Annotated in this window: 14 protein-coding genes; 3 read left to right on the top strand and 11 right to left on the bottom strand. The window is 67.0% G+C overall.

The window, feature by feature from the left end; all coding sequences use genetic code 11:
* From GVN21_RS19815 to GVN21_RS19800, 4 genes are all read right to left on the bottom strand, one after another.
* A partial coding sequence (locus GVN21_RS19815; protein ID WP_166576468.1) for a hypothetical protein occupies nucleotides 1-329 on the bottom strand: 329 nt, incomplete at its 3' end.
* Between the two features lie 9 nt (nucleotides 330-338).
* A complete protein-coding gene (locus tag GVN21_RS19810; protein ID WP_166576467.1) occupies nucleotides 339-776 on the bottom strand; it encodes an ABA4-like family protein in 438 nt (145 codons plus the stop codon).
* A gap of 61 nt (nucleotides 777-837) precedes the next feature.
* Nucleotides 838-1134: a transcriptional regulator gene (locus GVN21_RS19805; protein WP_166576466.1), complete on the bottom strand. Its 297-nt coding sequence runs from the start codon at nucleotides 1132-1134 to the stop codon at nucleotides 838-840.
* The gene (locus GVN21_RS19800; RefSeq protein WP_166576465.1) at nucleotides 1131-1580 is read right to left on the bottom strand and encodes a hypothetical protein; all 450 of its coding nucleotides are present in this window, start codon (nucleotides 1578-1580) and stop codon (nucleotides 1131-1133) included. The genes GVN21_RS19805 and GVN21_RS19800 overlap by 4 nt, the downstream gene beginning before the upstream one ends.
* Nucleotides 1581-1724: 144 nt before the next feature.
* On the opposite strand from GVN21_RS19800, the gene GVN21_RS19795 reads away from it, so the two are divergent.
* On the top strand, nucleotides 1725-2582 hold the full coding sequence (locus tag GVN21_RS19795) for an acyl-CoA thioesterase II (protein WP_166576464.1): 858 nt from the start codon (nucleotides 1725-1727) through the stop codon (nucleotides 2580-2582).
* On the opposite strand, the gene rimM is transcribed toward GVN21_RS19795, so the two are convergent.
* From rimM to GVN21_RS19765, 6 genes are all read right to left on the bottom strand, one after another.
* Complete coding sequence (gene rimM / locus GVN21_RS19790; RefSeq protein WP_166576463.1) at nucleotides 2579-3109, bottom strand: ribosome maturation factor RimM; 531 nt, start codon at nucleotides 3107-3109, stop codon at nucleotides 2579-2581. The genes GVN21_RS19795 and rimM overlap by 4 nt on opposite strands.
* A gap of 72 nt (nucleotides 3110-3181) precedes the next feature.
* Nucleotides 3182-3739, bottom strand: coding sequence for a 30S ribosomal protein S16 (rpsP, locus tag GVN21_RS19785; RefSeq protein WP_166576462.1), 558 nt, complete (start codon nucleotides 3737-3739; stop codon nucleotides 3182-3184).
* Between the two features lie 18 nt (nucleotides 3740-3757).
* Nucleotides 3758-5275, bottom strand: a complete 1518-nt coding sequence (gene ffh / locus GVN21_RS19780) for a signal recognition particle protein (protein WP_166576461.1) — start codon at nucleotides 5273-5275, stop codon at nucleotides 3758-3760.
* A 315-nt stretch (nucleotides 5276-5590) separates the two neighbouring features.
* Nucleotides 5591-6463 carry a hypothetical protein gene (locus tag GVN21_RS19775; protein WP_166576460.1) on the bottom strand — a complete coding sequence of 291 codons (873 nt, stop codon included), beginning with the start codon at nucleotides 6461-6463 and terminating at the stop codon, nucleotides 5591-5593.
* A gap of 111 nt (nucleotides 6464-6574) precedes the next feature.
* Nucleotides 6575-7054 carry a hypothetical protein gene (locus GVN21_RS19770; protein WP_166576459.1) on the bottom strand — a complete coding sequence of 160 codons (480 nt, stop codon included), beginning with the start codon at nucleotides 7052-7054 and terminating at the stop codon, nucleotides 6575-6577.
* A gap of 63 nt (nucleotides 7055-7117) precedes the next feature.
* Nucleotides 7118-7513 carry a VOC family protein gene (locus tag GVN21_RS19765; RefSeq protein ID WP_166576458.1) on the bottom strand — a complete coding sequence of 132 codons (396 nt, stop codon included), beginning with the start codon at nucleotides 7511-7513 and terminating at the stop codon, nucleotides 7118-7120.
* 75 nt (nucleotides 7514-7588) lie between these two features.
* Here GVN21_RS19765 and GVN21_RS19760 point away from each other — a divergent pair, with 75 nt between their 5' ends.
* The gene (locus GVN21_RS19760) at nucleotides 7589-8143 is read left to right on the top strand and encodes a hypothetical protein (protein WP_166576457.1); all 555 of its coding nucleotides are present in this window, start codon (nucleotides 7589-7591) and stop codon (nucleotides 8141-8143) included.
* Between the two features lie 57 nt (nucleotides 8144-8200).
* Here the strand turns inward: GVN21_RS19760 and GVN21_RS19755 are convergent, their stop codons facing one another.
* Nucleotides 8201-10315 carry a M3 family metallopeptidase gene (locus GVN21_RS19755; RefSeq protein WP_346764292.1) on the bottom strand — a complete coding sequence of 705 codons (2115 nt, stop codon included), beginning with the start codon at nucleotides 10313-10315 and terminating at the stop codon, nucleotides 8201-8203.
* Between the two features lie 93 nt (nucleotides 10316-10408).
* Between GVN21_RS19755 and GVN21_RS19750 the strand changes: the two genes are divergently transcribed.
* A complete protein-coding gene (locus tag GVN21_RS19750) occupies nucleotides 10409-10975 on the top strand; it encodes a hypothetical protein (RefSeq protein ID WP_166576456.1) in 567 nt (188 codons plus the stop codon).
* Nucleotides 10976-11049 lie beyond the last annotated feature (74 nt).

The following is an 11049-nucleotide window of genomic DNA, read 5'->3' as shown; positions in this document are numbered from 1 at the left end:
GGCGGGGTGGGCCATTTGTACTCGGCGAATGTGTCCGCCATGCAGACGGCGACCTGGTCCTCGGAGTCGCGGTCGACGCGGTCGAACTTTCCGTCCTTGAAGCCGACCACCAGGGTGAAGGTCATCGGCCGACGCACGCCGCGCGAATAGCAGCGGTCGAACAGGGCCGTGGTCTTGGGCTTCAGGAAGGGGTCCATCTTGGTGTTGCGCCACTCGGTGGCCTTGGGATCGTCCTTGTAGCGGTCGGCCCGCGCCAGAGCCTCGGTGAAGGAGAGGCCGGCGCCGGACTGGAACAGCAGGGCGAGGGTGAGGGCGGAGGCGGTCAGCATTCGGCGGCTCTAGGCCGAGACCGTGGCGGTACGGCGGCGAACCAGTCGCACCAGCACGAAGGCGAGGAAGCCCACCGGCCCGAACAACAGGGTGAACAGCAGGATCGGGGCCAGCAGCCAGGGCGAGACGCCCTCTTCGTCGCCGGTCCGGGCGATCCAGCCGCCGACGAACAGGTCGAAGGCGATGTAGTGGAGCCAGCCGACCAGCATCATGTTCGGATCGGAGAACAGGGCTTGAACCCCGGCCAGCGACCCCATGTCGCCGCCGGCCGAGCCCCAGTTGAGGACCAGCAGGACCAAATAGCCGAGCGAGAACAGGGCCGGGGCGACGTAGCCGCAGAACGGATCGACCAGGCGGCGCATCGGCTTGAAGAACCGCGCCAGGATGAGGGCGGCCCACAGCACCAAGGCCGTCAGGTTCGCCGCAAGGAACAGGTTGGCCGCCATGCTCGTCTCCCCGCCCATGAATTTGGCGGCAGACTGGCGCCTTCGCAGCGTCGCGTCGAGGTCAAGCGGGGAGGACGGTCGCCGCCAGCCGCTGGAGTTCAGCCACATGGGCGGCGAACGCCCGCTGGCCCGATCCGGTGAGCGACAGCCAGGTCCGCTGGCGGCCGCCGGCGGCGGCCTTGCGCACCGCTACATAGCCCGCGTCCTCCAGCAGCTTCACATGCTTGGACAGCACCGAGTCCGAGACCGCGATGGCGTCGCGCACGGTGGCGAACTCGGCCTCCGCCGCCGACAGGATGGCGCAGATCTGCAGCCGCCCCGGGGCGTGGATGAGGGAGTCGAAGGTCGGCGCGCTCACGGCAGTTCCCTGGTCTCGGCCAGGTAGACCCGGGTCCAGATCCGCGAGCAGACCACGGCCAGGACGCCGGCCGCGAGGCCCAGCAGGGGGCCCGCCCAGACCAGGCCCAGTTGCCGACCCAGATAGAGCGACGTCAGCACCATGGCCACGAACACGGCAGCCAGTCCGAAGGCCACCCAGCGCGCCCGGCGCGGCTTGTAGCCGTTGACCCAGACCCCGGTCAGGTCCGTCCATTTGCGGACGATGACCCCAAGAATGACGAGCCCGACGGCCGTGCAGAGAAGGCTGATCGGCGTGGAGAAGGCTGGGCCAGCCACCATGATCCCGCAGGCTGCGCCATAGCCCGCGTCGTACCACCAGGGCCAGGATTGCATACGGTTGAACACCTGTTGGCGGGCCTGGCGGATGTCGTCCAGGGCCTGCTGGGGGGTTCTGTCTTCGGTCACGCGCCACCTCACTTTCCAAGTTGGAAAATGACCGTGACTTTCCAGATCGTCAAGTTACAACTTTCCACATTGGAAAGCCATGCGCGACGGTGCGTCAGCCGGCTCACTTGCCGCCTCGCTGACACAGGCTTATTGCACCGCACTATGACCGACGCCGAAAACCTGATCGCCACCCTGGCCCTCGAGCCCATCGAGGTGAACCTGTTCCGGGGTGTGTCCCCGAACGAAGGCTTCCCGCGCATCTTCGGCGGGCTGGTCATCGCCCAGGCGCTGCTGGCGGCCTATGAGACGGTCGAGGATCGGGTCTGCCACTCGCTGCACGCCTACTTCATCCGGCCGGGCGATGTGAACATCCCGGTGCTGTACGAAGTCGACCGCTCGCGCGACGGCGGCACCTTCACCACGCGGCGGGTGATCGCCATCCAGAACGGCAAGCAGATCTTCAACCTGGCCGCCAGTTTCCAGGTGGTGGAGGAAGGGCTGGAGCACCAGTCGCCGATGCCCGAGCATCCCGATCCGGAGTCGGTGAAGACCGAGCTGGACCAGCTGCTGGCCAAGTACGGCGACCGCATGCCCGAGCAGATGAAACAGCAGATGTCGCGCCCGCGCCCCATCGACCTGCGGTGGCCCGATCCGCAGCACATGTTCAAGCCGGTGCCCAAGCCGCCGCGCAAGCAGGTGTGGATGCGGGCCAAGGCGCCGATCGGCCCCGAGGTGAAGCTCCAGCAGGCCTGCCTGGCCTATGCGAGCGACATGGCGTTCATGGAGACGGCGCTGCGGGTGCATGGCCTGACCTGGCAGACGCCGGGCCTGCAATCGGCCAGCCTGGACCACGCCATGTGGTTCCACCGCCCGGTCGACTTCAACGACTGGCTGCTGTTCGACCAGGATTGCCCCAGCACCTCGCAGGGCCGCGGGTTCATCCGGGGCGAGATGTACACCCAGGACGGCCGCCTGGCCGCCTCGGTGGCGCAGGAATGCCTGATGCGGGTGAAGGCCTAGCCTTCTTCGGCGTCTTCGGGCTTGGCTTCGATCTCGGTGGGGCGCACGACCACCAGCCGCCGGCCGGCGATGTCGACCGTCGGCACGGCCTCTCGCGTAAAGCTCAGGTACCAGGTCGGGCCGCCTTCGGCCGGGTCGATCTCCAGGATATCGCCGGCCCCGAAGTCCTGCACGGACTTGACCCGGCCGAGCCGCTGGCCCTCCGGCGTCTCGGCGGACAGGCCGATGAGGTCGGCAAGGTAGAACTCGTCCTCCTCCGGCTCGGGCAGGTCGGCGCGGTCGATGTGCAGGGCCAGGCCGCGCAGGGCCTCTGCCTGGTCGCGGCTGTCGATGCCTTTGCAGCGGGCGACCACGCCGCCCTTCGAGGCGCGCGCCGAGGTGATGGTCAGGGCCGGGGAGCCGTCGGCCTTCTTGAGAACCTTGTAGTCGGCGATGGCCAGCGGGTCGGCCGTGAAGGTGCTGATCCGCACCTCGCCGCGCACGCCATGGGCGCCGCCGACCCGGCCGATGAGAAGAAGGTTGGACATGAGCGGTGTTGGAAACGAAACGAGCGGCGACCGCAAGGCCGCCGCTCGCTCGAAAGCCAGCCTGGATAAGGCTTAGCCTTCGGTCTTCTCTTCGCCGGCGTCGGCGGCCGGGGCTTCTTCAGCAGCCGGGGCTTCCGGAGCCGCTTCAGCGGCCGGGGCCTCTTCAGCAGCCGGAGCGGCTTCCTCGGCGGTGGCTTCAGCGGCCGGAGCCTCTTCGGCGGCCGGGGCTTCGACTTCCGGTTCCGGCTCGGGGGCCGGCGGGTTGGCGGCGGCTTCAGCGGCGGCGGCGGCGCGCTCTTCTTCGCGCTTGGCGCGCTCTTCAGCGCGTTCCTCGGCCTTCTTGCCCGGCTTACCCTTGTTGGGGTTGTTGCCGTGCTCCCACTTCACCAGGCCTTCCTTGGCCAGGAAACGAGCAACGCGGTCGGTCGGCTGCGCGCCCTTCTTGAGCCAAGCTTCGATCGACTCCAGCTTCAGGGTCGTGCGGGCCGGGTCGTCCTTCTTGAGCAGCGGGTTGTAGGTCCCGACCTTCTCGATGAAGCGGCCATCGCGCGGCGAGTGGCTGTCGGCCACGACGATCGAGTAGTAGGGGCGCTTCTTGGTGCCGCCACGGGCCAGACGGATTTTCAGCATAACAACAGTCCTTAGGGTCTAGTTCTTTTTGAACGGGTTGAAGTTGGGTCCGCCCAGGCCGGGAAGGCCGGGCATGTTGGGGAGAGAGCCTCCGGGCCCACCCAGGCCCTTCAGCTGCTTTTCGAGTTCAGCCGGATCGATGTCGGGCATCTTGCCGCCGCCCAGGGCCTTGAGGCGATCCATGCCGCCGCCGCCACCGAGCATGCCGGCCATCTTGGCAAAGCCCTTGCCGCCGTTCTTGCTCATCATCTTGAAGGCGTCGGCCATCTGGCGATGCTGTTTCAGCAGGCGGTTGACCTCGGCCACATCGACGCCAGCGCCGGCGGCGATGCGGCGCTTGCGCGAGGCGGCCAGGATGTCGGGCTTCTTGCGCTCGGTCTTGGTCATCGAGCTGATGATCGCCTGCTGCCGCTTGATCGACTTGTCGTTCAGGCCGGCTTCCGCGATCTGGCCCTTCATCTTCTGCACGCCGGGCAGCATGCCCATCAGCCCTTCCATGCCGCCCATCCGCTGCATCTGGGAGAGTTGGTCGGACAGCATGTCGAGGTCGAACTGACCCTTGGCGAGGCGCTTGGCCATCGCCTCGGCCTTGGCCTGGTCGAGGTCGGTGGCGGCCTTCTCGACCAGGGCGACAATGTCCCCCTGGCCCAGGATGCGGCCAGCGACGCGGCGGGCGTCGAAGACGTCGAGGGCCTCGACCTTTTCCCCGGCGCCGAGGAACTTGATCGGCAGGCCCGTAACCGCCCGCATCGACAGGGCCGCGCCGCCTCGCCCATCGCCGTCAGCGCGGGTCAGGATCAATCCGGTCAGCGGCAGGCGTTCGTGGAAGGCCTTGGCGGTGCGAACCGCGTCCTGGCCGGTCAGGCTGTCGGCGACCAGGATGGTTTCGGCGGGGTTGGAGATCTTCGCGATCTCGGCCGCCTCGGCCATCATGCTCTCGTCCAGCGTGGTCCGGCCGGCGGTGTCGAGGATCAGGATGTCGTAGCCGCCCAGCTTGGCGGCGCTCATCGCGCGCTTGGCGATATCGACGGCCGACTGGCCCGCCACGATGGGCAGGGTGTCGACCTCGACCTGCTTGCCCAGGGTGGCCAGCTGCTCCATCGCCGCCGGGCGGCGGGTGTCGAGCGAGGCCATCAGGACCTTCTTGCGGTCCATCTTGCTGAGGCGCAGGGCCAGCTTGGCCGAGGTGGTCGTCTTGCCCGAGCCCTGCAGGCCGCTCATCAGGATGACGCTGGGCGGGTTGATAGCGATGTTGAGCCCCACGGGCTCCTCGCCGCCGAGCATCTCCACCAGGCCGTCGTAGACGATCTTCACCACCTGGTCGGCGGGGCGGATTGAGCGGATCACCGCCTCGCCGGTGGCTTCCTCACGGGCCTTGCTGATGAAGTCCTTGACCACCGGCAGGGCGACGTCGGCCTCAAGCAGCGCGACGCGAACCTCGCGCAGCGCTTCGTCGACGTCCTTCTCGCTGAGGACGCCGCGTCCGGACAGGCGGTCGAAGACGCCGCTCAGCCGATCTGTAAGGCCTTCAAACATTCATCGCTCCAGCGGTCCGCCAAGGCGGACCGACCTCTTCCGTTGTCCGGATCGGCAAGCGATCCAAACGCACAACACGACCAGCCCCCGTGGACGTTCGCGTCGACGGGGGTCCTCTCCGTCCTCGTCCGATATGGGTATCGGGGTCGTGACGGGGGAGGGCGCTGGCAGATTGCGCCGGAAGGGCGCGCTTATGGGCGAAATGGGCGCCGACGTCAACAAAACAGGGGCGGCGTAGGCTGTTGGCCGCCGGCCTCGTCCCCTGACGGGGCATCCCTCGAGCCGGATCACCGCCGCAGACCTGCGGCAGCTATTTCAAATGACCCAGTCTTTCCGAAGTTCGGCTTCCGCATCAATGGTCTGCGATAGACGCGCCCGACGGGCCAACAGCGCCTCATAGGCCTTCTGATCGGCCGGATCGGAGAAGACGATGGCTGTGTCAATGACTCGCCAGCGGCGGGTCTCGAGCAGGGTCAGCTGCTCCCGCAGAAGAGCCGCATACGCATCCTGCAGATCCCAGTAGGGGCTCAAGGTCTGATGACGGGTCTCGACCCTTCCTCTCGCCTCCTCAACCAGATCGGCGGCATAGGGCTCGTGCAGCAGGGCGGTCCGCGCATTTGCCACAAGCTGGCCATAGGCCGCCCGCGCCCCTTCTATCCGGCCGATGGCGTCGGTCACGGCCTTGCGGGCGGCGGCAAGGCCGCGGGTCCGACCGAGCTCGAGGGGCGAGAGTCGTGCGTCGGGATCTATCGCTTGAAGCTGTTGGGTGTGGCTGACCACAAGGTCGGCGTCGTCATGCGCCAGCCCTGTCTCCGTAAGCGAGAGCAAAGACCGGACCTCGGTGCGAGGGGCGGTGATGGTGTACAGCGCGAAGGTCCCGCCGATGCCGGCCGCAGCGAGGACCACGGCCAGGCCCAACCCACCGACGAACCGGCCCTGCCCTCGCAGCGCAAACCGGTAGAGAGCGAGGAATCCGACCACCGAGACCAGCATCATGCACAGGATCGCCCAGGGCGCGCTGTCGTGAAGCGGCAGGGACGTATACTTCGGCGGGAGGTGGATGCGACTGACTGCAAAGCCAGAGGCAAGCGCCGCGGCCAAGGCGGTCAGAGCCAGAATCTGGAACAGCCGGCCATTGTCATCCCGGAGACCCGGCCCATCGTCGGTTCGCGCGGTCATCCTCGCCATGAAAGCTCCCCCTTCCCGGCGCCCAACGCGCTGGCCCACAGCGGCCTATCACAACCTCTCGGAGTTGCGCCATGTTGTGGCGCTACCCTCTGAAAAGGCTTCGAGGCTTGCTCATTTCGGCGGTCGGGGCGTTTCGAACTCGATGTCGATCCGGCCCATTGGGCTGCCCAGTTCGCAAACAACCGCGCCGATCATATCGGTGCGATGGAAGTCCTTGATCAGGCAGCGCCCCTTCACCACCGGCCGTTCAGGCGTGTTGGTGGCGACCTCCGGGTTGGTCTGGCCAGGATTGGCCCAGACAACGCGGTCGGGGGTCACCAGGGTCGTCAGCGGGTCCATCTCCAAGAATGGTCCGGCCACGGCCAGCCTGAAGCCGTCCGGAAAGGTAATGAGGATCTCCAGCCGCCCGTTTGGGACGTCCCGGCGAAGGGTGAGTTGCTCGCAAGTCCGCTTACCGCCGGAGATTCTGTTGCGGATCGCCACGGTGCACTTGCGGGCGGTCAGAACCTCGTCGGCGGCGACGGCCGGCGCCGTTTGCGCCAGGGTCAAGATGCAGGCTCCCACGGCCGCTGCGGTGATGGTGTTGCGCATGACGAGCCCCCAAATCGCGATCAAACTTCCCCATGCGGGCGGGCACATCAAGCCCGCATCTCGCTATTGGCCCCGCAGTTCCAGCCCGTTTCCCTCCGGGTCCCGGAGATAGACGCTAAGCCCCTCGCCGCCGGCGCCGTAGCGCAGCCCTTCCTCGCCGACCGCAACGCCATGGGCTGCAAGATGCGCCTTGACGGCCTCAAGGTCGAAGCCGGCGACCGTCAGGCAGACATGGTCGAGGTTGCGGCCCTCCGCGCCTGGCCCCGCGCCACCCATCCGGCCTAGCCGCCCCTCCACCGAAACGATGTCGATCAGGCTGGAGCCGGCGCGTAGCTGGACCAGGCCGATGGCGTCCTGCCGCTTCTCGACGGCAAGGCCCAGCACACCGGTGTAGAAGTCGATCAGCCGCTGTTGGTCGTTGGCCCGCAGGACGATGTGGTCGATGCCGGTGATCTTCATCCTGCTGTGGTGGTCGGTTTCGGCGGGGGAGGCAAGCCGGTTGACGAACGCGCGCCGGGCTCGTCCGATCGGCGGGTGACTCGCCCTTTTCCACCCTCTGAACGCCGCAAGCCGAACCTGCCGCTCAACGGAAAGACCGGAGCGATCATCGTCGGGGCCATCGCCCTGATCGTGCTGCAACCGGGCGCAGAGCGACTGTGGAACAGACTGCAGGCGCCGGGGCTGGAGAAACGGATGGGCGGCCCGGGTTTCCCGCGCACCATGGATCAGGCGATGCTGCGGATCGAACAGTCTCGCGGCCCCGTGCTGGCTGCCGAATGGAGCAGCTTCGAACAGGACGGCCTCGACTGCCGGAGTATCGCCGCCGGCGCCTTCTGGCGGGTCTGTGGCGTGAAGGGCCGGCTGGTCAACATCAATGCCGATGTCATGGGCAAGACCAGCGCGGAGGCGGCGCGGGAAATGTCGGTCCTGATCGATGCGGCGGCGCGTGGAGCGCCGGAGGCTCGGCGCCAGGCAGCGATGCGGTTGCTCGCCGGTCGCAAGGACGGCTCGGTGCGGATAGGCGACGTGCGGATCAGCGTCCTCGCCCTGCGAACCGGCGGCTGGTATTTCGACGCCCGTCCAGCCTGACTCGCAAGAAAAAGGGCCGCGACGAGATCGCCGCGGCCCCGATAGCTCAAGTCTGGATCACGCCTTGTCCGGGAAGCCCCGGCTGCGCATCAGGGCGCCGATCTGCGGGTCGCGACCGCGGAAATCGCGGTACTGCTGCGCCGGGTCCTTGCGGTTGCCCTGGCTCATGATGGTCGCGTAAAGCCGGTCGGCCGTCGGCCGGTCATAGGCGCTGCCCGCATCGACGAAGGCTTCCCAGCAGTCGGCGGTCAGGGTGTCCGACCACAGGTAGCTATAGTAGCCGGCCGAATAGCCGTCGCTCGAGAAGACATGCCCGAACTGCGGGGTGCGGTGACGCATGACGATCTCCTCGGGCATGCCGAGTTTCGCCAGTTCCTCGCGTTCGAACTTGTCCGGGTCGATGGTCACGTCGCCGGCCAGGTGCAGCTTCATGTCGATAAGGGCGCTGGCCAGATATTCCACCGTGATGAAGCCCTGGTTGAACGTCCCGGCCTTCTCGATCTTGTCGACCAGTTCCTTTGGGATCGGCTTCTTGGTCTCGTAGTGGATGATGTACTTTTCCATCACCTCCGGGGTGGTCAGCCACTTCTCGTTCAGCTGGCTGGGGAACTCGACATAGTCGCGCGCCACGTTGGTGCCCGAGACCGACGGATAGACCACCTCCGAGCACAGGCCGTGGATGGCGTGGCCGAACTCGTGGAACATGGTCTCGGCGTCGTCCCAGCTGATCAGCACCGGCTTGCCTTCGCCAGCCTGGATGTAGTTGCAGTTGTTGCTGACCAGGGTGGTGATCTTGCCCTTGAAGGTTTCCTGGGTGCGGTAGTCGGTCATCCAGGCGCCCGACCGCTTGCCCTCGCGAGCGAAGGGATCGAAGTACCAGAGGCCGACGTGCTGGCCCTTGCGGGTCACTTCCCAGACCTTCACGTCGGGGTGGAAGACGGGCACGCCGGTCACCGGCTTGAACTCGAAGCCATGCAGCTTGTTGGCGGCGAAGAACATCGCCTCGCGCATGTTGTTGAGCTCGAGGTAGGGCTTCACCTCGTTCAGATCGAGGTCGTACTTCGCCTTACGCACCTTCTCGGCATAGAAGCGGTAGTCCCAGGGGGCCAGCTTGAAGCCGCCCTTCTCCGCATCGATGATCGCCTGCATGTCGGCCACGTCGCGCTTTACGGCGGCCACGGCCGGCGTCCACACCGCCTCCATCAGTTCCATGGCCCGCTCAGGCGTCTTGGCCATGGCGTTTTCCAGCCGCCAGTGGGCGTGGGTCGGATAGCCCAGCAGCTTGGCCCGCTCGACCCGCAGCTTGAGGATCTTGCTGATAATGGCGTTGTTGTCGGTGGCGCCGCCATTGTCGCCCCGGCCGACGAACGCCTTCCAGACCTTCTCGCGGGTGGCGCGCACCGGCGAGTAGGTCAGGTAGGGATCGACGCTGGAGCGGGTGTTGACGATGATCGCCTTGCCATCCAGCCCCTTGGCCTTGGCCGAGGCGCGGGCCCCGTCGATCAGAGGCGCGGGCAGGCCTTCGAGGTCGGCGTTGCTGAGCTCGATGTAGGTGCTCTCGTCGGCCAGCAGGTTCTTGTTGAACTGGGTGTAGAGGCCGGCCAGCTCTTCGTTGATCGCCGCGACCCGCTTCTTGGCGTCGGGGCTCAGCTTGGCGCCCGAGCGGACGAAACCGTCGTACCAGACCCAGGTGACCCGCTGCTGCTCGGGGGTCAGCTTGGCCTTGTCGGGGCTGTTGTAGACCGCCTCGACCTTGGCGAAGAGGGCGGCGTTCTGATTGATCTTGTCCTGATAGGCGGCCAGCTTCGGGTCCATCTCGCCCTCCACCGCCTGGAATTCCGGCGAGCTCAGGTTGGAACTCCAGACGCCGTAGTAGCGGTAGGCGCGGCCGAGCGCCCGGCCAGCGTCTTCCAGCGGCGCGATGACGGTGTCGAAGGTCGGCTTGGCCTTGTTGGCGACGATAGCCGCGATCTGGGCGTCGTTCTCGGCCATGGCGGCTTCGAGCGCCGGTGTGAAGTCGGCGACCTTCACCTTGTCGAAGTGGGGCACCCCGCCGAACGGGCCGGTGTAGGGGGCGATCACGGGGTTGGTTTCGGCGAAGGCGAAGCCCGGGCGGGCGGCGGCGGTTGCGGTCATGGCGACGGAAGCCGCGAGGAAGGTTCTGCGTTGCACAGCGTTGGAGCTCCAGAGTCCTATTCTTGCCACGGACCCTAGGGCATCCTTCCGGGGGCGTCACATGAAGGGGCTGTAATGAAACGGCGGGGGATGCGAGTTCTGACGGGCTTGTTGGCCGTTTTGCTGAGCGCCGCGGCGGCGGGCGCTCACCCTCCGGCCCACGGCGACCCGCCGCCGGCCGACATCCGTCCGCAGCACCAGAAGGACTGGGAGGCGGCCATGGTCCGCAGCCTGACGATCAACCCCCAGCCCTGGGAGATGGTCTGGCCCAAGGCCTGGATCCCCCTGGTCCAGGACGGCGAGCCGCCAATGACCACGGCCGAGGTCCACCACGCGATCACGGCGGTCGCCTGGAGGGCTTACGGCAATCTGAACCTTGAAGTCCTGCGGCTGGAGCAGCAGGAGCGGGACGACCAGACCGCCTGTGTCGAGGCGGTGACCAAGGACCTGGAAGCGGAATCAACCTGCTCGGTTCCCTGCCGGGGAGCCTGTCCGGCCGGCCTGACGGCCGCCGAGCGGAAGGCGCAGGACCGCCGCGCGCGGATCGAGATGGCGCGACGCAAGATGGTGGCGCTGGAAGAGCTGGCGCATCACAGCCAGGCCATGTTGCGGTGGAAGCGGGAGCAGGGCGAGGACGTCGATAAACGTCCGCGCTGATCAGGGCATGATCATCAGGTCGATCACCCGGCGCGGGGCTTCCGGCGGCGGGTGATCGACCTGATGATCATGCC

It is taken from the genome of Caulobacter sp. SLTY (assembly GCF_009905535.1).
Classification (GTDB): Bacteria; Pseudomonadota; Alphaproteobacteria; order Caulobacterales; family Caulobacteraceae; genus Caulobacter.
The sequence above is the reverse complement of the archived record's forward strand: the minus strand, read 5'-3'. Positions and strand labels throughout refer to the sequence as shown.

Excerpts from the sequence above, each read along its gene's own strand:
- GVN21_RS19810 (WP_166576467.1), bottom strand. The coding sequence starts at position 776 with ATGGCGGCCAACCTGTTCCTTGCGGCGAACCTGACGGCCTTGGTGCTG.
- rpsP (WP_166576462.1), bottom strand. The coding sequence starts at position 3,739 with ATGCTGAAAATCCGTCTGGCCCGTGGCGGCACCAAGAAGCGCCCCTAC.
- rimM (WP_166576463.1), bottom strand. The coding sequence starts at position 3,109 with ATGTCCAACCTTCTTCTCATCGGCCGGGTCGGCGGCGCCCATGGCGTG.
- GVN21_RS19775 (WP_166576460.1), bottom strand. The coding sequence starts at position 6,463 with ATGGCGAGGATGACCGCGCGAACCGACGATGGGCCGGGTCTCCGGGAT.
- GVN21_RS19770 (WP_166576459.1), bottom strand. The coding sequence starts at position 7,054 with ATGCGCAACACCATCACCGCAGCGGCCGTGGGAGCCTGCATCTTGACC.
- GVN21_RS19795 (WP_166576464.1), top strand. The coding sequence starts at position 1,725 with ATGACCGACGCCGAAAACCTGATCGCCACCCTGGCCCTCGAGCCCATC.
- ffh (WP_166576461.1), bottom strand. The coding sequence starts at position 5,275 with ATGTTTGAAGGCCTTACAGATCGGCTGAGCGGCGTCTTCGACCGCCTG.
- GVN21_RS19765 (WP_166576458.1), bottom strand. The coding sequence starts at position 7,513 with ATGAAGATCACCGGCATCGACCACATCGTCCTGCGGGCCAACGACCAA.
- GVN21_RS19750 (WP_166576456.1), top strand. The coding sequence starts at position 10,409 with ATGCGAGTTCTGACGGGCTTGTTGGCCGTTTTGCTGAGCGCCGCGGCG.